At 65.9% G+C, this 21,621-nt stretch carries 20 protein-coding genes and 2 tRNA genes; 9 read left to right on the top strand and 13 right to left on the bottom strand.

Features of this window, described 5'->3' with window-relative positions; genetic code table 11:
* Positions 1-336 precede the first annotated feature (336 nt).
* Both KU887_RS06955 and KU887_RS06950 read right to left on the bottom strand, forming a co-directional pair.
* A tRNA-Arg gene (locus KU887_RS06955) sits at positions 337-413 on the bottom strand.
* Between the two features lie 180 nt (positions 414-593).
* Positions 594-1,424: an undecaprenyl-diphosphate phosphatase gene (locus tag KU887_RS06950; protein WP_006490581.1), complete on the bottom strand. Its 831-nt coding sequence runs from the start codon at positions 1,422-1,424 to the stop codon at positions 594-596.
* Positions 1,425-1,903: 479 nt separating this feature from the next.
* Between KU887_RS06950 and KU887_RS06945 the strand changes: the two genes are divergently transcribed.
* The 5 genes from KU887_RS06945 (at position 1,904) to KU887_RS06925 (ending at position 7,414) form a co-directional block, all read left to right on the top strand.
* Positions 1,904-2,815: an aldose epimerase gene (locus tag KU887_RS06945; RefSeq protein WP_062884628.1), complete on the top strand. Its 912-nt coding sequence runs from the start codon at positions 1,904-1,906 to the stop codon at positions 2,813-2,815.
* A gap of 132 nt (positions 2,816-2,947) precedes the next feature.
* Positions 2,948-3,640 carry a peptidoglycan DD-metalloendopeptidase family protein gene (locus KU887_RS06940; protein WP_006490610.1) on the top strand — a complete coding sequence of 231 codons (693 nt, stop codon included), beginning with the start codon at positions 2,948-2,950 and terminating at the stop codon, positions 3,638-3,640.
* Positions 3,641-4,008: 368 nt separating this feature from the next.
* Positions 4,009-5,628, top strand: coding sequence for an acyl-CoA synthetase (locus KU887_RS06935; RefSeq protein ID WP_059721259.1), 1,620 nt, complete (start codon positions 4,009-4,011; stop codon positions 5,626-5,628).
* Between the two features lie 72 nt (positions 5,629-5,700).
* Complete coding sequence (locus KU887_RS06930; protein ID WP_060211628.1) at positions 5,701-6,024, top strand: DUF2288 domain-containing protein; 324 nt, start codon at positions 5,701-5,703, stop codon at positions 6,022-6,024.
* 10 nt (positions 6,025-6,034) lie between these two features.
* A complete protein-coding gene (locus KU887_RS06925; RefSeq protein WP_258255342.1) occupies positions 6,035-7,414 on the top strand; it encodes an MATE family efflux transporter in 1,380 nt (459 codons plus the stop codon).
* Positions 7,415-7,433: 19 nt separating this feature from the next.
* Here KU887_RS06925 and KU887_RS06920 read toward each other — a convergent pair whose 3' ends face one another.
* Positions 7,434-7,616 (bottom strand): hypothetical protein, encoded by a 183-nt coding sequence (locus tag KU887_RS06920; protein WP_006490588.1) that lies wholly within the window; start codon positions 7,614-7,616, stop codon positions 7,434-7,436.
* 136 nt (positions 7,617-7,752) lie between these two features.
* On the opposite strand from KU887_RS06920, the gene KU887_RS06915 reads away from it, so the two are divergent.
* Complete coding sequence (locus KU887_RS06915) at positions 7,753-7,923, top strand: hypothetical protein (protein ID WP_006476323.1); 171 nt, start codon at positions 7,753-7,755, stop codon at positions 7,921-7,923.
* A gap of 207 nt (positions 7,924-8,130) precedes the next feature.
* Here KU887_RS06915 and KU887_RS06910 read toward each other — a convergent pair whose 3' ends face one another.
* Together KU887_RS06910 and sixA are read right to left on the bottom strand one after the other, a co-directional pair.
* Entirely contained in the window at positions 8,131-8,937 is an 807-nt protein-coding gene (locus KU887_RS06910) for a GNAT family N-acetyltransferase (protein ID WP_006490555.1), read from the bottom strand.
* Positions 8,938-9,108: 171 nt separating this feature from the next.
* Complete coding sequence (gene sixA / locus KU887_RS06905; RefSeq protein WP_258255338.1) at positions 9,109-9,570, bottom strand: phosphohistidine phosphatase SixA; 462 nt, start codon at positions 9,568-9,570, stop codon at positions 9,109-9,111.
* A gap of 161 nt (positions 9,571-9,731) precedes the next feature.
* Between sixA and KU887_RS06900 the strand changes: the two genes are divergently transcribed.
* Positions 9,732-9,808, top strand: a tRNA-Pro gene (locus KU887_RS06900).
* A gap of 217 nt (positions 9,809-10,025) precedes the next feature.
* Complete coding sequence (locus tag KU887_RS06895; protein ID WP_034200760.1) at positions 10,026-10,466, top strand: hypothetical protein; 441 nt, start codon at positions 10,026-10,028, stop codon at positions 10,464-10,466.
* Positions 10,467-10,572: 106 nt separating this feature from the next.
* On the opposite strand, the gene ppx is transcribed toward KU887_RS06895, so the two are convergent.
* Positions 10,573-12,087 carry an exopolyphosphatase gene (gene ppx, locus KU887_RS06890; protein WP_006490522.1) on the bottom strand — a complete coding sequence of 505 codons (1,515 nt, stop codon included), beginning with the start codon at positions 12,085-12,087 and terminating at the stop codon, positions 10,573-10,575.
* Positions 12,088-12,366: 279 nt separating this feature from the next.
* Between ppx and ppk1 the strand changes: the two genes are divergently transcribed.
* Positions 12,367-14,430: a polyphosphate kinase 1 gene (ppk1, locus tag KU887_RS06885; RefSeq protein WP_006490552.1), complete on the top strand. Its 2,064-nt coding sequence runs from the start codon at positions 12,367-12,369 to the stop codon at positions 14,428-14,430.
* Between the two features lie 87 nt (positions 14,431-14,517).
* On the opposite strand, the gene phoR is transcribed toward ppk1, so the two are convergent.
* The 7 genes from phoR to pstS all read right to left on the bottom strand — a co-directional run bounded on the left by phoR (position 14,518) and on the right by pstS (position 21,220).
* Positions 14,518-15,837: a phosphate regulon sensor histidine kinase PhoR gene (phoR, locus tag KU887_RS06880; RefSeq protein ID WP_006490622.1), complete on the bottom strand. Its 1,320-nt coding sequence runs from the start codon at positions 15,835-15,837 to the stop codon at positions 14,518-14,520.
* A gap of 57 nt (positions 15,838-15,894) precedes the next feature.
* On the bottom strand, positions 15,895-16,596 hold the full coding sequence (gene phoB / locus KU887_RS06875) for a phosphate regulon transcriptional regulator PhoB (RefSeq protein WP_006750313.1): 702 nt from the start codon (positions 16,594-16,596) through the stop codon (positions 15,895-15,897).
* A 31-nt stretch (positions 16,597-16,627) separates the two neighbouring features.
* Positions 16,628-17,332, bottom strand: a complete 705-nt coding sequence (gene phoU, locus KU887_RS06870; protein WP_006490618.1) for a phosphate signaling complex protein PhoU — start codon at positions 17,330-17,332, stop codon at positions 16,628-16,630.
* 18 nt (positions 17,333-17,350) lie between these two features.
* Positions 17,351-18,199: a phosphate ABC transporter ATP-binding protein PstB gene (gene pstB / locus KU887_RS06865; protein ID WP_006490515.1), complete on the bottom strand. Its 849-nt coding sequence runs from the start codon at positions 18,197-18,199 to the stop codon at positions 17,351-17,353.
* A 15-nt stretch (positions 18,200-18,214) separates the two neighbouring features.
* On the bottom strand, positions 18,215-19,108 hold the full coding sequence (pstA, locus tag KU887_RS06860) for a phosphate ABC transporter permease PstA (RefSeq protein WP_034178403.1): 894 nt from the start codon (positions 19,106-19,108) through the stop codon (positions 18,215-18,217).
* Entirely contained in the window at positions 19,105-20,091 is a 987-nt protein-coding gene (gene pstC, locus KU887_RS06855; protein ID WP_006490596.1) for a phosphate ABC transporter permease PstC, read from the bottom strand. Before pstC ends, pstA begins: the two co-directional genes overlap by 4 nt.
* A 94-nt stretch (positions 20,092-20,185) precedes the next feature.
* Entirely contained in the window at positions 20,186-21,220 is a 1,035-nt protein-coding gene (gene pstS, locus KU887_RS06850) for a phosphate ABC transporter substrate-binding protein PstS (RefSeq protein WP_109341199.1), read from the bottom strand.
* Positions 21,221-21,621 lie beyond the last annotated feature (401 nt).

Genomic DNA, 21,621 nt, shown 5'->3' with positions numbered 1-21,621 from the left:
GGTATCGGCCTTGCGATGTGCATAGCCGTATTTAGGCCAGACCCAAGACGGGACACTGTGTTTTATGGCATCCGACGTGACGCCCGGAAATCGTTCTGGCAGCGAAAGCGCAATGACATCCTCGCTAAATTGATAGCGGCCGTCATGGGCGCAGTGCAGGGCGTTGGAGGAACACTGCTAACCCAAGCGCTCAACAGATGATGACGCGGCCTCCGGCAAAGTATCGGGCGGTCATCGGGTGGAATTCATTCACACTCCGTTCACACCGAACGGCGAAGGGAGCCAACTTGACAGCAGTCGCTCGCGTGACTAAGTGACTGAATAAGCGAAGAATCCTGGCCCGCCCTACACGATTCGAACGTGTGACCTACGGCTTAGAAGGCCGTTGCTCTATCCAACTGAGCTAAGGGCGGTCAAAGAGAAAAGACACGGTCTGACACGGGCCGCATTCGGCATCGGGTTTGAGTCACGAAGCAGCAGCGACGCCGCCCCAAACAACTCGAAACCCCGAAACAAAACGGGCCCGGCACGAAGCCGAGCCCGAAATTATACCCGATCATCGCGCCAGATCACGGAGACCGGCGCTCGCAGCATCAAACCGGCTGCGGATGCAGCATGAACCAGCCGAGGCAGAACACGCCGGCGATCACGCAATACACGCCGAACGACGCGAGCCGGCCGCGCCCCTCGAAATAGCGCATCAGGAATCGCACGCTCAGGTACGCGGCGATCGCCGTCAGCACGCCGCCGAGCAGCGCATCGGCGAGCTGGTCGCGCGCATGGAACAGCTTCGGCAATTCGAGCACGCCCGCGGCAAAGATGATCGGCGTGCCGAGCAGGAACGAGAATTCCGCCGCCTTCTCCGCCGTCAGCCCGGCCGCGTTGCCGGCGATCATCGTCAGCCCGCTGCGCGAGAAGCCCGGAATCAGCGCGCCGATCTGCGCGAGGCCCACGAAGAACGCCTGCTTGAACGTCATCTTCTCGGGCGGTTGATGGGCGCGGCTGCGCTGGATGCGATCGCCGAGCCACAGCAACACGCCGTTGACGATCAACGCAATCGCGACGATCCGCAGATCATGAAACACGCGCTCGATGCGCTTTTCCAGCAGCAGGCCGACGATGCCGGTCGGGATCGTACCGATGATCAGCGCCCACATCAGGTGCCCGTCGTCGTTCTTGCGGCCGCCGAGCTGCGCGAAGAAACCGCCGATCAGTGCGATCCAGCGCGCGCGGAAGTACCACAGCAGCGCCAGCGCGGTGCCGAGGTGGAGCGCGACGAGGAAGGGCAGCAGTTGCGGCGCATGCTTGTCGATGTGCATGCCGAACAGCGCCGGCACGAGCAGCGTATGGCCGAGGCTGCTGACGGGGAAGAGTTCGGTGACGCCCTGCAGGACGCTCAGGAATACCAGAAACCAGAGGCTCACGCGTCGGTCCTTTTAGTAAAGATTAAGCGGGAAGGAAGGCGGACGACGCGATGCGCGTCCTGAAAAACGCGCCCCGATTATGCCGAGCCAGGATTACTGCGCCAAGGCATTTGGCAGGATATTGCGGCAATGCACACAAACACTTGCAATTTGTAAGCGCGCAGAAAGCAAAAAGCCCGCCATTTGCATGGCGGGCTTGTCCACTTCGGCAGGAATTGCCGTCAGCGGCCGATCTGATAGAAAAATAATACCGTGCTGCCGGTAAACATGCCGAACAGTGCGATACCCATTGCCATTGCCAGATCCATGGCCCCCTCCACGAAGTGTCATGACCCGGCAACATCACCGGTTTAGAGGCATTATCCAGACCGTCGACAGTGTTAAAAACTCGCAATTTCCCGAGAAGGGTTTTCCCCGAGCGGTCGCGGCCCGATAATGGAACGCACGTTGCTCCCCTCACCCGCCCAACCCGATTCGCCATGCCGATCTTCCAGCAACACGACATTCACGAACTTCACGCCGGCCCGTCGCTCGTCCGGGTCGCCCCGCAATTCGGTGGCCGCCTGCTGTCCTGGCACGTCGATGGCGAACCGGTGATCTTCTGGCCGGAAACCGCCGACTGGAGCAACCTCGCCCGCGTGCGCGGCGGCAATCCGCTGCTGTTCCCGTTCCTCGGCCGCCACCGCGTCGACGGCGAACTCGGCCGCTGGCGCGACGCCGCCGGCGTGGTTCGCGACCTGCCGATGCACGGTTTCGCGCGCGATCTGCCGTTCGACGCGCAGCCGTCGGCCGACGGCGCCGCGTTGTCGATGACGCTCGACGCGAACGACACGCTGCGCGCGAGCTATCCGTTCGATTTCCGGTTCGAAACGACCTACCGCCTGGCGGACGCCCATACGCTGGAAGTCGCGCTGACGACGACCAATCGCGGCGACACGCCGCTGCCCTACTACGCCGGCCACCATTTCTATTTCGCGCTGCCGCACGGCGAGCGGGCCGACACCCGCCTCGAGTTGCCACCGACCCGCCGTTGCCACCAGCGCGCGGACGGCTCGATCAGCCCGCTCGAACCGGGCGAGGTCCGTTACCGCCTCGACGATCCGGAGATCCTCGACCGCTTCCACTGCCTCGACGGCGAGCCGTCCGCACCGGTGCGCATCGTGATGCCGGGCCGCCGCCGCACGATCGAGATCGCACTCGACGTGCCGGGCTCGATCCCGTGGTACGCAGTCACGACGTGGACCGAAAAGCCGGATTCGGACTTCTATTGCGTCGAGCCGTGGCTCGGCCTGCCCGATGCGATCCACAACGGCCGCGGCCTGCGCATGCTCGCGCCGGGCGCGACTGAAACGGCCACGCTGCGGATCCGTGTCGCCCCGCTCGCCGGCTGATTCGACACGCACCGAACCGGGGCACGGCGGCCCCGGTAGCGACCGAAACTGCGGTGCGCGGGTCGAACCCGTTAAAATCGGACGTTTTGTGTTGCCTGCCGCGTCACGCGCGGCAGGGTTTTGCGAGGTTCAATGTTCGGAACAACAACGAAGCGACTCTTCGCAGCCGCCTGCGCCGCCCTGCTCGTCGCGTGCGGCTCCGCGCCCGTCGGCCCCGGGTTCTATCGCGTCGAGCGTGGCGACACGCTCTACAAGATCGCGCGCGACAACCGCACGTCGGTACAGAGCATCGTGCGCTGGAACCAGATGACGAACCCCGATGCGATCGAAGTCGGCCAGGTGCTGCGCGTCGCGCCGCCGCCCGGCACGACCACCGCATCGACCACCGGCACCGGCAGCGCGGGCCGCGCACGCCCGGCCCCTTCCGCGCCGGTCGAATCGGCCGTGAAGCCGGCCACGAGCATTGCGCTGATCTGGCCGGCGGCCGGCAACGTGGTACGCACGTTCGACGGCTCGAAATCGAAGGGCATCGACATCGCGAATTCGCCGGGCACGCCGGTCGTCGCGGCCGCGCCGGGTGTCGTCGTCTATGCCGGTAACGGGCTGCGCGGCTACGGCAATCTGATCATCCTGAAGCACAACGCCGATTACCTGACGGCCTACGCGCACAACCGCGCGCTGCTGGTGAAGGAAGGCCAATCGGTCACGCAAGGGCAATCGATCGCCGAGATGGGCAACAGCGACAGCGATCGTGTCGCGCTGCATTTCGAGCTGCGCTATGGCGGCCGCTCGATCGATCCGTCACGCTACCTGCCGGCGCGTTGAGCGCACGACAGACGGCGCGCGATGCCGGCACGCATCGCGTGCCGTCGCGGCGAAAACGGAAAAAAGTCGCGTCAGCGCTTGCGCAGACGTCCGGTGACACGGCCGGACAACGGATCGACATGACGAGCAAACGCCACCAGCACACCGATTCCGATCAGGCTGAACCCCGCAGCTATCAGAAGCAAATCCATGGTCACACCACTGTTTTGTCTTGATCTTATGCGTCATTGTGAAATCGTGCACTGAGGCTCGCCTACTGGACGAGTCCGAACATTCCCTATCAGCAAACACCATTGTGGATTCGTCTGCGTGAAATCCTGATGTAAGCCGCTCACCGGACGCCCCGCTCGACATCAGGAGACCACGCGATGCTGCCCGCCGCCGACCGCTACGATCACCTCCTCGCCCGCTTCCGATGGGACCTTCCGGCGCGCTACAACATCGGCGTGGACGTGTGCGACAAATGGGCCGACGGCAGCGGACGCCTCGCGCTGATCCACGAAACGGCGCAAGGCGACGTTTCGCGCCTCACGTTCGACGACCTGAGGAATGCTTCTAACCGGCTCGCGAACAGCTTCGCGCGTGCCGGCCTGCGGCGCGGCGACCGGATCGGCATCTTTCTCGCGCAAGGGCCCGAAACGGCCATCGCGCACCTCGCCGCGTACAAATTCGGCGCGATCGCGGTACCGCTCTTCACGCTGTTCGGCGTCGACGCGCTCGAGTACCGGCTCGCGAACAGCGAGGCAGCCGCGCTCGTCACCGACGCGGCCGGCTACGCGAAGATCGCGCCGCTGCGCGCGCAACTGCCGGCGCTGCATACCGTCTACTGCATCGGCGACGATGCGCCCGACGTGCCGGGCGTGTGGCGCTACGACGCGGCGCTCGCCGCCGAAGCGCCGGATTTCGTGCCGGTGGATACGGCCGCCGACGATCCGGCCGTGATCATCTACACGTCCGGCACGACCGGCAAGCCGAAGGGCGCGCTGCATGCGCATCGCGTGCTGCTCGGCCACCTGCCCGGCGTCGAGATGTCGCAGCAGTGCTTCCCGCGCGACGCGCGCCTGTTCTGGACGCCCGCCGACTGGGCATGGATCGGCGGGCTGCTCGACGTGCTGCTGCCGTCATGGCATCACGGCGTGCCGGTGCTCGCGCGCCGCTTCGAGAAATTCGACGGCGACGCGGCATTCGCGCTGATGGCGCGGCACGGCGTCACTCACGCGTTCCTGCCGCCCACCGCGCTGAAGCTGATGCGCGCGGTCACGGCGCCACGCGAACGTTACGCGCTGTCGCTGAAATCGGTCGCGAGCGGCGGCGAATCGCTGGGCACCGAACTGACGGCGTGGGGCCGCGACGCGCTCGGCGTGACGATCAACGAGTTCTACGGGCAAACCGAGTGCAACATGGTGCTGTCGTCATGCGCGGCGCTGTTCGATGCGCAGCCCGGCGCGATCGGCAAGGCGGTGCCCGGTCATGCGGTCGCGATCGTCGATGCGGACGGCACGCCGCTGCCGCCCGGCGTCGAAGGCCGCATCGCGGTGCGCCGCCCCGACCCGGTGATGTTTCTCGAATACTGGCGCAACCCCGACGCGACGCGCGACAAGTTCGCGGGCGACTACCTGCTCACCGGCGATACGGGCACGATCGACGCCGACGGCTTCGTGCGCTTCGTCGGCCGCGACGACGACGTGATCACGAGCGCCGGTTACCGGATCGGCCCCGGCCCGATCGAGGACTGCCTGCTCACGCATCCGGCGGTGCGGATGGCGGCCGTCGTCGGCGTGCCCGACGCGACGCGTACCGAGATCGTCAAGGCATTCGTCGTGCTGAACCCCGGCCACGTCGGCGACGCAGCGCTCGTCAGCACACTGCAGGCCCACGTGCGCACGCGGCTCGCCGCGCACGAGTATCCGCGCGCGATCGCGTTCGTCGACAGCCTGCCGATGACCGCGACCGGCAAGATCGTGCGGCGCGCGCTGCGCGACGCGTGAGCGCACTGTCCCCGCTCGGCCCGCCCGGCCGGATGGTTTATAGTGGCGCCACGCAGTCTTTCCAAGAAACCGATGTCCTCTGATCAACACGCCGCCGCGGGCGCGTCGCACAGCCCGCTCTACGCCAAACTCCTCGGCGAAACCGCCAAGATCGACTGGTGCGATCTCGAGCGCTTCTTCGCGCAGGGCAAGCTGCTGTCCGTTGCGCGCGACCTCGATCTCGTCAGCGTCGCGGAAGCGGTCGCCAGCGACGACACCGAACAGGTCACGCGCTGGCTGTCGTCCGGCCTCGTCGCGCGCATGCCGGCCGAGACCGCCGTCGACTACGCGGCGCGCAATCCGGAGCTGTGGGCGGTCGTCGTCTCGCCGTGGGTCTGCGTGCAGGAACGCGCCTGACGCGTCCACCATGTCCGAATCCGCCTTACCGCACGGGGCCGGTAGCGCGTCGGCCGCCGTCACGCATCGGCGCGTCCTCGCGCTCGCGTTCCCGATCGTCCTCGCGAACCTGACGCAACCGATCCTCGGCGCCGTCGACACGGCCGTCGCCGGCCACCTCGACGGCGCGCAATATCTCGGCGGCGTCGCGCTCGGCGGGCTGTTCTTCAATTTCGTGTTCTGGGGCTTCGGCTTCCTGCGGATGGGGACGACCGGCCTCGTCGCGCAGGCGCATGGCGCCGGCGACGCGGCCGGGATCCGCCTGAACCTGCTGCGCGCGCTGATCGTCGCGTTCGCGCTCGGCGCCGCGGTGCTTGCGCTGCAGGTGCCGCTGCTGTCGTTCGCGCTGTCCGCGCTCGGCGGCAGCGAGGCCGTCCGCGCGACGGCGCTCGGGTACAGCCACGCACGGATCTGGAGCGCCCCGTTCGCGCTCGCGAACTACGTGGTGCTCGGCTACCTGCTCGGCATGCAGCGCGTCCGACTCGCGCTCGTCGCGCAGGTGTTCATCAATGCGGTGAACATCGGTGCCGTGCTGCTCTATGTGTATGGTTTCGGCTGGGGGATCGCCGGCATCGGCGCCGCGACCGCCACCGCGGACGCGTGCGGCTTCGCGCTCGGTGCATGGACGCTGTGGCGGCTGCGGCCGCGCGGCCTTGCACCGCTCGCGGTACGCGCGCTTGCCGACCGTGCGGCGCTCAAGCGGCTGATCGCGCTCAATCGCGACATCTTCCTGCGCACGCTGTGCCTGCTCGGCGCCTTCGGATGGTTCGCGCATCTCGGCGCACAACAAGGCGACGCGACGCTCGCCGCGAATGCGCTCTTGCTGAATTTCCAGACCTTCATGGCGTACGGCCTCGACGGCTTCGCGCATGCGGCCGAGGCGCTCGTCGGCGCGGCGGCCGGCGCGCGCGATCGCCGCGCATTCCGGCAAGCCGTGCGCGTCACGCTGTTCTGGTCGGCACTCGGCGCGCTGCTGTTCGCGCTCGTTTATTGGGCCGCAGGCGGCTGGATCGTCGCGCGCCTGACCGATCAGGCCGAGATCCGCGCCGTCGCACTGCGCTACCTGCCGTGGGCCGCGATCTCGCCGATCGTGTCGGTCTGGGGTTTCCTGCTCGACGGCGTGTTCATCGGTGCCACGCAGACGCAATCGCTGATGCGCGCGATGGTCGCGTCGTTGTCGATCTTCGTCGCGGCCACGCTCGCCGCCGTCGGCACGTTCGGCAATCACGGCCTGTGGTTCGCGCTGCTGCTGTTCATGGCGGCGCGCGGCGCGACGCTCGCGCGCTATCTGCCGGCGCTGTTGCGGCGGGTCGGCGCCGACCCGCAGGCCGCATCGGCAGCCCGCGCGTGACAGCGGCCCCGGCCGACCGTTACTGCGACTGCACGGGTTTCGGCGACGGCGCGTCGAGCATCGACGGCGGCGTCATGTCGGTCGGCACGCCGTGATAGTCGGCCGGATCTTCCGGCGGGTGGCCGCGGCGCGCTTGACGGGGATCGCTGCTGCAAGCGGCAAGGAGGGATGCGGCCAGCACGGCCAGCACGAAACGGGTCATCAGGTAGGGCTCCGGAAAACGGCGCGCCGAACGCACGCCGAGACCGCGCCGAGTCTAGCGGAAATCGGGTTTCGGGGTTGCGCCGCGCATGTCCTACTATGTACGCATGGCGCTGTGCCGTTGAAAGGAGGCTGCCATGTCGTCTGAAGAAATTGCGGGCCTGATCGGCCTGTTCATCGGTCTGATGGTGCTCGTCGCGCTGTCGTACTTCGAGTCGCGCGAATACAAGCGCAGCCATGAAGGCGAAGGGATGATCCACCACTGGATGGCGGAACACCACCTGCTCGACTGGCGGCGCAAGCACTGAGTGCGTCGCTGCCGTCCGGCCCGTCCCCGGGGCCGGTGCGAACGTGCCGCTCGGCGGCACGGTGATCGCCGCATGTCGCCGAAATTATCGGGGCCCGATACACACACATCGACCGGATACACGAACGCCGTCGCGTGACGTCTGCCACGCGACGGCGTTCGCTTGCGCGCAGCGCGCCCTCAGAGGGCGCGATGCGATTCGGACCGCTCAGCCCAGGAAGTGGCGGGCGTAGCGCGCGTTGATGTCCGACAGGCGGAACAGCGTCAGGAAATCCGCGCAGTTGAAGTCGGGATCCCAGGCCGGTGCGCCGCAAATCTTCGCGCCAAGACGCAGATAACCCTTGATCAGCGGCGGCGGCGCGACGACGGTGCCCGTCTGCAGTTCGTCGACCGGCAGGGCCGTGTGCGGGAACGCGCGATACTCGGGCGCCGTCAGCGAGCCGGCCGACAGCGACTGGTACAGGTTCGCCGCGTAGTGGCCGCCGTCGGCCATCGACACGCTCGCGCAGCCGAGCATCGTCTCGTAGCCGTTCTGCATCATGTACGCACCCAGCCCGCCCCACAGCGCCATGATGACGGCGCCGCTGCGATAGTCGCTGTGCACGCACGAGCGGCCGACCTCGACCATCTTGCCGCGCAGGTGCGTGAGGCGCGACAGGTCGAATTCGCCTTCGGCGTACAGGCGGCCGACCCGCGCTGCCTGGTGCGGCGGCAGCACGCGGTACGTGCCGACGACTTTCAGCGTGTCGAGATCGCGGACCAGCAGGTGGTCGCAATACGCGTCGAACGGATCGACGTCGAGACCGGACGGGCCGCTGACCTGCGCGCCCATCTCTTCGGCGAACACGCTGAAGCGCAGGCGCTGCGCTTCGCGCAATTCGTCTTCCGTGCGCGCCCATGCGGCGCGCAGGCGATACTCGGATGTGACGGTTTCACTGGCGCGCGGCAGGTGGCGCCGCGACGTGTCGAGGGGCAGCGAGGCAAAGGGGAGCGTAGGCGTCGGCAGTTCTCGCATTAGGCTTTCCTGGTCGTAAGGAATAGGACGACATGCCCGCCAATGTAGTAATCGGCCGTGACCGTTATGTGGCACGACCGTGTCCTTTCAATGACGTGTCGCCGAATTGACTTTAGCAGAAAGCTTGCGAAACCGTATGATCAATCCCTTCAAACCTATTCAGACGGGGCTTTACACCAGTTCGGGCGTCAGTACCGCCCGCAGCACGGCCTGCCGGTTGCCGTCGCGCGTGCGGCTCGCCAGCCACACGATTCCGCCCTTCTTGACGCTCCAGCTGTCGTCGCTGCCGGCGACCAGCTGCGCGGCGACGCTGCCGAGCGTCGGCTGGTGGCCGACGATCACGACCGTCGGCGCGATGCCTTCCGGCCAGCCGGCCGCCGTCAGCACGTCGTCGACGCCGCCGCCCGGCGCGAGCGCGTCGACGGTCCGGTACTGGTCGGTCAGCGCCTCCGCGGTCTGCACGGTGCGCGCCGCCGGGCTCGCGAGAATCACGGTATTCGTCTCGAGCCGCCCGCGCAGCCATTTGGCCATCGCCTGCGCGTCCTTGCGGCCGCGCACGGTCAACTGGCGCGCGAGATCGCTCGTTGCGTAATCTTCGGCTTCGGCGTGACGCCACAGGATCAGGTTCATCATGATGTTCTCCTTGCTTCGGCGAGCGCCCGCGCGCGCATGCGTACGGGCCGGCCGATCGTCCCGTGAATTGTCGCAAATCGCGGACCGCTCGCCGCCGCGGCATTTACCCGCATATCGTGATTGACCGAATCGGCCATTCGACGTTATTATCTTTGGCTCGTCGGAGCGTAGCGCAGCCTGGTAGCGCATCTGATTTGGGATCAGAGGGTCGAAGGTTCGAATCCTTTCGCTCCGACCACAGGAATCAAGGGGTTACGGTTGAACACCGTAGCCCCTTTTCCGTTTACGGGCGCTTTTTACCGGCCCTTGAATCGCCTACCCATTTCCCGCAGCGCGCGGCGGCCCGGGTACGGGCCCGCCACCACGTCGATGCGCCCGCGCATCCGCCGTCAAGCCCGCGCACGAAACTTGCTGGAACACGCGATAATACGTGTGAAACAACCCGGCAACCGCGCATGAAAAACAACGTTCTCAAGCCAGCCCTCTGCGCGTCGCTGCTCATGCTCGCGACCACCGCCGCCGGCACCGCGTCGGCGAAAGCGCTCGACGACGCGCTCGACTGCCATTCGACCGGCCACAAGTTCGTCGCACCGTTGCTCGCCGCCGGCGACATCCAGTCGGAGCCGATGCACGTCGAATCGAACTCGGTCAATGCGTTCCGCACGAACCACCCGCTGACGGCCTACGGCTTCGGCGTCTATGTCGTGCTCGGCTACCAGGCGAACGACCCGATCTTCCGTCCGGGCGACGGCACGCCGATCGGCGACTGGGCCTACGGCGTCGTCGTACGCGGCACGAAGGGCTCGGTCGAGGAAGCCGTGCGCAAGGCCGGCAGCGACGCCACCGTCAAGCAGGCATTCCCGTTCCTGACCGCGATCGTCTGCTCGTCGGACTGAGCGGGCCGCCAGCACGAGCGTGCGGCCGCGCCGAACGGATGGCGCAGCATACCGCCCACCCGGCTCGTGGCATCCCGAAACACCTTCCGGGCCCGCTATCGCCCCGTCACGCGCCGGTATACACCACGCGATACGGGATACCGACCTTCTCCCACTCCGCCGCCTCCTGGCTGAGGCTGTAGTCGGTCAACGGGTTCTGCTCGACCCACGCGTTCGGCAGGCGCACCTCATAACCGCCCTTCTTCATCTGCGAGACGGAAATATCGGGGAGCCCCGCATCGGTCCGGCGCCGGCACAGCAGCGCCGCGAGCCGCAGGCAGAACAGCAGCGGCCACTCGACCTCACGCGACTGCGACAGCTTGCCGAGCTTGCCCGCATGGCCGAGCACGAGCGCGGCGAGCCGGGCCTGGTCGGTGCGCGAAAAACCCGGCATGTCCGCATTGCTCGCGATATAGGCCGAATGCTTGTGATACGCGCTGTGCGAGATCGACAGGCCGATCTCGTGCAACGCAGCCGCCCAGCCGAGGAACATCCGCCCTTCCTCGCGCGCTTCCTCGTCGTCTTCCTCGAGCTCGTCGTAGAAACGCGCCGCGAGCGCCCCGATCCGCTCGGCCTGCGCGCGATCGACGCCGTAGCGGCGCGTGAAACCCTCGACGGTCACCGCACGCATGTCCTCGTGCTGCGTCCGGCCGAGCAGGTCGTACAGCACGCCGAGGCGCAGCGCGCCGTCGGTCGTGTCGACGTAGTCGACGCCGAGTTCCTCGAACACCGCCAGCATGATCGCCAGGCCACCCGCGAGCACCGGCACGCGGTCGGGCTTCAGCGCGATCAGCTTCAGCCGGTTGACGTTCTCCGACTTGATCAGCGCGCGCTTCAGCCGCTCGAGGCCGCCGCGCGAAATGCCGTGCGTGATGCCCGGATCGTTGAAGCCGTTCGCCTCGACGAGTTCCGCGAGCGCGCGCGCGGTGCCGGACGAGCCGATCGCCTGGTCCCAGCCGGCCTTCTTGTACTCGCTCGAAATGATCTGGATCTCGCGCTTGGCCGCGAGTTCGGCCTGCCGCATCGTGTACTCGTCGACGTTGCCGGCCGGGAAGAACGTGCGGCTATGGCTCACGCAGCCGATATAGAGGCTCTCCATCACGATCGGCGTGTAGTGCGAGCCGATGATGAATTCGGTCGAGCCGCCGCCGATGTCGACGACGAGCCGCTTGCCGGCGCTCGCCGGCACCGAGTGCGCGGCGCCCGCATAGATGAGGCGCGCCTCTTCGCGGCCCGCGATCACTTCGATCGGGAACCCGAGCGCCGCCTCGGCCTCGCCGAGAAATTCCGCGGCGTTCTTCGCGACACGCAGCGTGTTGGTCGCCACCGCGCGCACATGATCGGGATGAAAATCGCGCAGGCGCTCGCCGAACCGCTTGAGCGCCTCCCAGCCACGCTCCTGCGACGCGCGGTCGAGCATCTTGTCGCTCGACAGGCCCGCGGCCAGCCGGACCGGCTCGCGCAGCGCGTCGACCGGATAGATCTGGCTGCCTGCCGGCGTTTCCTCGACGCGCCCGACGATCAGCCGGAAGCTGTTCGAGCCGAGATCCACGGCAGCCAGCAAGTGGGGAGTTGTAACCATCAGAAGGGGGCTCCGTGCGCGTTCTTCCGCGGCAGCCGTTCCGGCAACCGAGGGCGATCAATCAAAGGCGACATTTTAAGCGTGGAACGCTTGCCGTTGCCACGCTTCACGGGCATGCACACTGCTCGATTCCATATAGCCGAAACATTTATGCGACGAAAGGGTTACGGCGTAGAATTTCCCGATATAAAACCATTATTGTCATCAGCACGTCATCGTACCGTGAGAGTTTCCGAGCGTCCTTTCGAATCATCGCCTGAATTACCCCCTACTCTGCCGATGTCCGTCCGTTACCCGCTTCTCAATCGTGAACTCGGCATCCTCGGTTTCAACGAGCGCGTGCTGGCCCAGGCGGCCGATCCGCAAGTCCCGTTGCTCGAGCGCCTGCGCTTCATCTGCATCACCAGCAGCAACCTCGACGAATTCTTCGAAGTCCGGATGGCCGGCCTGCAGGAGCAGATCCGCGACAATCCCGGCGCGCTGACGCCCGACGGCATGTCGTTACAGCACGCTTACGATCTCGTCGTCGAACGCGCGCAGCGGCTCGTCCATCGACAGTACACGATGCTGCACGAAACCGTGCTGCCCGCGCTCGAACAGGAAGGCATCTACTTCCACGCGAGCGACACGTGGAACGACGAGCAGCTCGAATGGGCGCGACACTACTTCCTCGACGAGCTGCTGCCCGTGCTGACGCCGATCGGCCTCGATCCGGCGCACCCGTTCCCGCGCGTGCTGAACAAGAGCCTGAACTTCGTCGTCGAGCTCGAAGGCCGCGACGCGTTCGGCCGCCAGGCCGTGATGGGCATCGTGCAGGCGCCGCGCGCGCTGCCGCGCGTGGTGCGCATGCCGCACGCGCTGTCGGGTTTCGAGCACGGCTTCGTGCTGCTGAGCTCGTTCATGCAGCGCTTCGTCGGCGAACTGTTCCCGCAACTCGTCGTGAAGAGCTGCAACCAGTTTCGCATCACGCGCAACAGCGAGCTGTTCGTCGACGAAGACGAAATCACCAACCTGCGTGTCGCGCTGCAGGGCGAGCTGCCCGCGCGCCACCTCGGCAACGCGGTACGCCTCGAAGTATCGGCGGACACGCCGCTGCACATCGTGCGACGCCTGCTCGAGGAAAGCGAACTCGGCGACAAGGACTGCTATCGCGTGGCCGGGTCCGTGAACCTCGTGCGCCTGATGCAGATTCCCGATCTCGTCGATCGACCCGACCTGAAGTTCACGCCGTTCACCGCGTCGACTCCCGCGGCAATCGCCAACGCGCCGACGATGTTCGATGCGATCGACGCCGGCGACCTCCTGCTGCACCACCCGTACGAGAGCTTCCAGCCGGTGCTCGAGCTGCTGCAGCAGGCCGCGAAGGATCCGAGCGTCGTCGCGATCAAGCAGACGATCTACCGCACCGGCACCGACTCGCCGCTGATGGACGCGCTGATGGAAGCCGCGCGCAACGGCAAGGAAGTGACCGTCGTCGTCGAGCTGCTCGCGCGCTTCGACGAGGAAACCAACATCAACTGGGCGTCGCAGCTCGAAGCCGTCGGCGCGCATGTCGTGTACGGCGTGGTCGGCCACAAGTGCCACGCGAAGATGATGCTGATCGTGCGGCGCGTCGTGCAGGCCGGCAAGGCATCGCTGCGCCGCTACGTGCACCTCGGCACCGGCAACTACCATCCGCGCACCGCGCGCCTCTACACCGACTTCGGGCTGATGACGGCTGACCAGAAGATCTGCGAGGACGTTCATCACGTGTTCCAGCAACTGACCGGCATCGGCGGCGAACTGACGCTGCACGAGCTGTGGCAGTCGCCGTTCACGCTGCATCCGCGCATCATCGATTCGATTCGCGCGGAGATCGACAACGCGCAGGCCGGCAAGCGCGCGCGCATCGTCGCGAAAATGAACGCGCTGCTCGAGCCGTCGGTGATCGCTGCGTTGTACGAAGCGTCGCAGGCCGGCGTCAAGGTCGACCTGATCGTGCGCGGCGTCTGCGCGCTGAAGCCCGGCGTGCCGGGGCTGTCGGAAAACATCACGGTGCGCTCGATCGTCGGCCGCTTCCTCGAACACCACCGGATCTACTATTTCCACGCAGGCGGCGCCGAGGACGTCTACCTGTCGAGTGCCGACTGGATGGACCGCAACCTGTTCCGCCGCGTCGAAGTCGCGTTCCCGATCCGCGATCGCAAACTCAAGCGGCGCGTGATCGCCGAGGGGCTGTCGGTGTGCCTCGGCGACAACCAGTCGGCATGGCAGATGCACAGCGACGGCCACTATCGCCGGCGCCGCGCGGGCAAGACGATTCGCAACGCGCAACTCGGGCTGCTCGCGAAGTTCTGTTCGTGAGCCGTCGGTGCGATGCGGGCGACGTACCGCATCGCCATGAAAAAAGCAGCCCGCGGGCTGCTTTTTTAACGCCGGAACGCGACGCGATCATGCTTCGTAGGCGGCCGGCCGGATCGCGATGATGCGCGAGCCCGGGAACCGCGCGGTGAACGTACTGCCGCGCCCTTCCTCGCTCTGCACGTACAGATGCGCATCGTGCCGCTGCAGCACGTGCTTGACGATCGCGAGGCCGAGGCCCGTGCCGCCCGTGTCGCGCGAACGGCTGCGATCGACGCGGTAGAAGCGTTCGGTGAGCCGCGGCAGGTCGGCGGCCGGAATCCCGAAGCCGCTGTCCGTGACGGAAAACACGCCCTGCGCGCCCTCGCGCCGCCACGACACGACGATCTTGCCGCCGTCCGGCGTATAGCGGATCGCGTTCGTGACGAGATTCGCGAACGCGCTGAACAATTCCGTCTGCGCACCGGTGACACCGAGCGTCTCGTCGATCGAGAACGCGATGTCGTGATGCCCGCTCGACAGCGTCTGCGCATCCTCCTTCAGATGGTCGAACACCGCACGCATGTCGATCGCGTGATCGACCGGCGGCTTGCTCTCGCCTTCCAGCTTCGCGAGCACCAGCAGGTCGGTCACGATGTGCCGCATCCGCGACGCCTGCTGCTCCATCATGTCGAGATAGCGCGCGCGGTCCTCCTCGTTCAGCGGCAGCTCGCGCATCGTCTCCAGGAAGCCCGACAGCACGGTGAGCGGCGTCTTCAGCTCGTGCGACACGTTCGCGACGAAGTCACGCCGCATCGCGTCGGTACGCTCGAGCTCGGTGATGTCCTGCGTGAGCAGCAGCTTGCGGTTCTCGCCGTACGGAAACACCTGCACGGCCAGCACGTTCTGCCGCGAGTCGCCCATGCCGCGCATCAACAGCGTCTCGTCGTAATGCTGCGCGTTCAGGTAGCGGACGAAATCGGGATGACGCACGAGGTTCGTGATGTGCTGGCGCAGGTCGCGCTTCGCATCGAGGCCGAAATGCACCTCGGCGATCGCGTTGCACCACTCGATCTGGTCGTGGTCGTCGAGCATCGCGACGCCGTTCGGCGACGCCTGGATCGCCTGGATGAAGCGCGAATGCTGCTGTTCGACCTGCCGCACCTGCGCATGCCACTGTTTCGCGAGCTTGTGCAGCCGATAGTAGATCTCGCCCCAGATGCCCGGCGCGCTCGGCACTTCGCCGTAGACCGGCGCATCGAGCAGGCGCCACAGACGCTGCGTATGGAAGGTGCTGAAAAAGCCCTGCGCGACCAGCATCACGACCACGAACACGAGGCCCGCGGTCGGGCCGGCGAAGACGCCGACCAATACGCCGATCAGCACGAGCAGCACGAGCGACACCAGGAAGCGCGCCCAGATGATGTTCATGATTCAGCGTCCGAAAGAAGGAACGGCATGCCGCGGCACACGGCATGCCCGGATACGTTACGCGTGCTTGGCGAGGCGGTAGCCGCTGCCGCGCACGGTTTCGATCATCGCATCGCAGCCGGCCGGTTTCAAGGCCGCGCGCAATCGTTTGATGTGCACGTCGACGGTACGCTCCTCGACGAACACGTGGTCGCCCCACACCTGGTCGAGCAGTTGCGTGCGGCTGTGCACGCGCTCCGGATGCGTCATGAAGAAATGCAGCAGGCGGAACTCGGTCGGGCCGAGATCGAGCTTGATCTCGCTGCCGTCGCCGTGCGCGGCGACGCGATGCGTGGCCGGGTCGAGGCGCAGCCCGTTGATCGACACGACGTCCTCGGTCAGCTGCGGCGCGCGGCGGCGCAGCACGGCCTTGATCCGCGCCATCAGTTCCTTCGGCGAGAACGGCTTCGTCACGTAGTCGTCCGCACCGATTTCGAGGCCGAGCACCTTGTCCTGCTCGTCGCCGCGGGCGGTGAGCATGATGATCGGGATGTGTTTGGTCCGTTCGTTGTTGCGCAGGTCGCGCGCGAACGCGATGCCGGACTTGCCCGGCAGCATCCAGTCGAGCAGCACGAGATCGGGCAGCACGTCGCTGATCAGGTTCTGCGCCTGTTCGGCGTTGTACGCACGGATCGGGCAGTGACCGGCGTGCTGGAGATTCACCGAGATCAGTTCGGAAATCGCGGGCTCATCTTCAACGACGAGAATGTTGCTGGGCATCGGCACCTCTGTTCTTCCTGTACGGAGTCGATTAACTGTTGGCTTCGCGATCGAGCGTGTCGCGCGGCTGGTGCCGCACGTCGGTGCCCTTCACGATGTAGATGATGAATTCGGCGATGTTCTTCGCGTGGTCGCCGATCCGTTCGATCGCCTTCGCGATGAACAGGTATTCGAGGCCGACCGAGATCGTGCGCGGGTCTTCCTGCATGTACGACACGAGCTTGCGCACGAACGCGCGGAATTCCTGGTCGATTTCCTTGTCGTCCTTGACGATCTGCGCGGCGGCCACCGTATCGAGGCGCGCGAACGCGTCGAGCGCGCGGCGCAGGATCGTCACGGCCATCTCGCCCGACACCTTGATCTCGGCGATGTTGACCGCGCGCGCGGCCGGCTCGTCGATCAGGCGACGCACGCGCTTCGCGATCTTCTCCGCTTCGTCGCCGGCACGCTCGAGGTTCGTAATCGTTTTCGAGATCGACATCAAAAGACGCAGGTCACGCGCGGCAGGCTGTCTCCGCGCGATGATGTTGCCGCATTCCTGGTCGATGTCCACTTCCATCGCGTTTAGCGTTTCCTCGGCCGCGATCACCTTCTCGGCACGCTCGCGATCGAATTCGTTCAGCGCGTGCATCGCGCCGACGATCTGCGACTCCACGAGTCCGCCCATTTCCAGCACTTTCGACGACACGGCATTCAGGTCCGCGTCGAACTGGCTCGACAGATGTTTATCCGACATGACTGTTGTTCTCCGTCATCAGCCGAAGCGGCCGGTGATGTAGTCTTCCGTTTCCTTGCGCACCGGCTTGATGAAGATCTTTTCGGTTTCGCCGAACTCGATCAGCTCGCCCAGGTACATGTAGGCCGTGTAATCCGAGCAGCGTGCGGCCTGCTGCATGTTGTGCGTGACGATCACGACCGTGTAGTCGCTCTTCAGCTCCGCGATCAGCTCCTCGATGCGGCCGGTCGAGATCGGGTCGAGCGCCGAGCACGGCTCGTCGAGCAGCAGCACTTCCGGACGGATCGCGATGCCGCGCGCGATGCACAGACGCTGCTGCTGGCCGCCCGACAGCCCGTAGCCGCTCTGGCCCAGCTTGTCCTTCACTTCGTTCCACAGCGCGGCCTTCGTGAGCGCCCACTCGACGCGGTCGTCCATTTCCGAGCGCGTGAGCTTTTCGAACATCTTCACGCCGAACGCGATGTTGTCGTAGATCGACATCGGGAACGGGGTCGGCTTCTGGAACACCATGCCGATCCGCGCGCGCAGCAGCGAGATGTCGCGCTTCGTCGTCAGCAGGTTCTCGCCGTCCATCAGGATTTCGCCTTCGGCGCGCTGCTCCGGATAGAGCGCGAACATCTTGTTGAACGTGCGCAGCAGCGTCGACTTGCCGCAGCCGGACGGGCCGATGAACGCCGTCACCTTCCCTTCGGGAATGCGCAGGTTGATGTTCTTCAGCGCGTGGAACTTGTTGTAGAAGAAGTTGAGGTTGTTGACCTCGATCTTCGCGTTCAGCGGCGCGAGCGGACGGCCGTGCGCCGCGTCTTGCGTGCCGGCGGGCGCAGCGGTGCGCTCGACGGGATTCAGGTGGCTTTCTGCCATATTCATCGGATTGCTCCGCCGTTACTTTTTCGAGAAGATCGAGCGCGCCAGGACGTTCAGTCCGAGCACCCCGAGCGTAATCAGGAACACGCCCGCCCATGCGAGCGACTGCCATTCAGCGAACGGGCTCATCGCGAACTTGTAGATCGTGACCGGCAGGTTCGCCATCGGCTGACTCATGTCGACCGAGAAGAACTGGTTCGACAGCGCGGTGAACAGCAGCGGCGCCGTTTCGCCGGCGATCCGCGCGACCGCGAGCAGCACGCCCGTCACGATCCCGCCGACCGACGCGCGCAGCGTGATCTTCAGCACCATGCGCCACTTCGGCGTGCCGAGCGCGACGGCCGCTTCGCGCAGCGCGTTCGGCACGAGCTTGAGCATGTTCTCGGTCGTGCGGATCACGATCGGAATCTGCAGCAGCGCGAGCGCGATCACGCCGGCCCAGCCCGAGAAACGCCCCGACTTCGCGACGACGATCGCGTACACGAACAGGCCGATGACGATCGACGGCGCCGACAGCAGGATGTCGTTGATGAAGCGGATCGTGCTGGCGAGCAGGTTCTTCTGGCCGTATTCGGCGAGATAGACGCCCGCGAGGATGCCGATCGGCGTGCCGACCAGCGTGCCGAAGCCGCACAGCAGCAGGCTGCCGACGATCGCGTTCGCGAGACCGCCGCCTTCCGTGTTCGGGGCCGGCGTCGACTCGGTGAACAGTTGCAGCGACAGGCCGCCGACGCCGAGGTGCACGGTCGTGTAGAGAATCCACACGAGCCACAGCAGGCCGAAAGCCATCGCGCCGAGCGACGCGGTGAGCGCGATCGCGTTGACGACCTTGCGCTGGCGCTGCAGACGATTGCGCATCGCGTCGAGCACGGCGCCGTCCGGCCCCGGGAAATTCATGATGGGCTCGCTCATTTCTTGCCCTCTCCCTTCTCGAGACGAAGCAGCAGCAATTTGGAGATGGACAGCACGATGAACGTGATGACGAACAGGATCAGGCCAAGTTCCATCAGCGCCGACGTATGCAGGCCCGGCTGCGCTTCCGCGAATTCGTTCGCGAGCGCCGACGTGATGCTGTTGCCGGGCGCGAACAGCGACACGCTGTCGAGCAGGTTCGTGTTGCCGATCACGAACGTCACGGCCATCGTTTCGCCGAGCGCGCGGCCGAGGCCGAGCATCACGCCGCCGATCACGCCGGTCTTCGTGTAGGGCAGCACGACCTTCCACATCACTTCCCAGGTCGTGCAGCCGATCCCGTATGCCGATTCCTTCAGCAGCACCGGCGTGACTTCGAACACGTCGCGCATCACCGATGCGATGTACGGGATGATCATGATCGCGAGGATCACGCCGGCCGCGAGGATGCCGATGCCGATCGGCGGGCCGGACGTCAGCGGGCCGAGCACCCACACGTCCTTGAACAGGCGGCCGAGCGGCTTCTGGAAGTATTCGGCGAAGATCGGCGCGAACACGAGCAGGCCCCACATGCCGTACACGATCGACGGGATCGCGGCGAGCAGCTCGATCGCGATGCCGAGCGGACGGCGCAGCCACACGGGCGCCAGCTCGGTGAGGAACAGCGCGATGCCGAAACTGACCGGCACCGCGATGACGAGTGCAATGATCGACGTCACGATGGTGCCGTAGATCGGCACGAGTGCGCCGTACACATCCGAGTTCGGATCCCACTCGGATTGCCACAGGAAGCCGATGCCGAACTTCTGGATGGTCGGCATCGACGCAATGATCAGGGAAACGATGATCCCGCCCAGCAGCAGCAGGGTCACGATCGCGGCGAGCCGTGCGAGGCCGCCGAACAGGACATCCCCGAGACGGCTCGGCGCGCGCTGCTGCGCACTGTCGGGCGATCGGGAGGACGTGTATGAAATATCAGACATGGGTGCCTGCTTTTGATCGCCGGGCGCCGTGACGCCCGGCTTTACCGCACACACTGCCCGACCGGCACGGCCGGGCAGCGAACCGCTGGATGGCTTACTCGGCGGCGACCGGCTTGCCCGAAGCGTCCGTCACCTTCGTCTTCCACTGCTTGCGGATTTCCGTCTCGACCGTCGCCGGCAGCGAGATGTAGTCGAGGCTGTCGGCAGCCTTCTCGCCGTTCTTGAACGCCCAGCTGAAGAACTTCAGCGTTTCCGCGCCCTGCTCCGGCTTGTCCTGCTTCGCGTGCAGCAGCACGAACGTCGCGCCGACGACCGGCCATGCTTCCTTGCCCGGCTGGTTCGTCAGGATCTGGTAGAACGACTTCGACCAGTTCGCGCCGGCTGCCGCGGCCTTGAACGTTTCCGTCTTCGGCTCGACCACCGTGCCCGTCGAATTCTTCAGGGCCGTGTAGGTCATGTTGTTCTTCTTCGCGTACGCCCACTCGACGTAGCCGATCGCGCCCGGCAGACGCTGCACGAAGGCCGCGACGCCGTCGTTGCCCTTGCCGCCCGTGCCCGTCGGCCAGTTGACCGTCGTGCCTTCGCCGATCTTCGACTTCCACTCGTCGTTGACCTTCGACAGGTAGTTCGTCCAGATGAAGCTCGTGCCCGAACCGTCAGCGCGGCGGACCACGGCGATGTCCGTATCCGGCAGCTTGACCTTCGGGTTCAGCGCGGCGATCGCCGGGTCGTTCCACTTCTTGATCTTGCCGAGGTAGATGTCGCCGAGCACCGGGCCCGACAGCGTCAGTTCGCCGGCCTTCACGCCCGGCACGTTGACGACCGGCACCACGCCGCCGACCACCGTCGGGAACTGGAACAGGCCTTCCTTCGCGAGCTCTTCATCCTTCAGCGGTGCGTCCGAACCGGCAAAATCGACCGTCTTCGCGACGATCTGCTTCAGGCCGCCCGACGAGCCGATGCCCTGGTAGTTGACCTTCGAACCGCCGGACTGCTGGTAGTCCGCGGCCCATTTCGTATAGATCGGCATCGCGAACGTGCTGCCTGCGCCCGTGATGTCGGCAGCGTGGGCGGCGAGGGCGAAAAGCGCGCCAGCCAGGCCGGCAATCGCGGTTTGCATCAATTTCATGAGACCTCCAGTGTGTGAGCGGATGACTACGGCACCGCGAAGGTTAGGGGCTGCTCATGACGGTAATGTGACAATCGATGAAACTGGCGTGACAGTAACATGACTGGTTGAAAGGGAGTATCGGGTGGCGCGTCGGGGCGCCGCAGCGGCGCTGGCGGCACGAATTGCCTGCCTCGGAGGGACGGGGTGAACGCCCGTTTTCAAGGGCGTGCGCGCGCATCGTAGCGCAGGGTCGGCCGGACGGGAAGCCCGGTTCGGCGGCAGGCGTGATTCCGGGGTCGGATGCCTGAATTGATCGGAAGAATGTTTGGCGAAGGACCCTTCTATTAGGTGTCGCAAACCTTTGCGTCCGACAAAACCGCGGCGCCCGAGGGCGCCGCATGCACATTCACCGAAAACGG

The organism is Burkholderia sp. EMB26, from assembly GCF_024730645.1.
Taxonomy (GTDB): Bacteria; Pseudomonadota; Gammaproteobacteria; order Burkholderiales; family Burkholderiaceae; genus Burkholderia; species Burkholderia cenocepacia.
The sequence above is the reverse complement of the archived record's forward strand: the minus strand, read 5'-3'. Positions and strand labels throughout refer to the sequence as shown.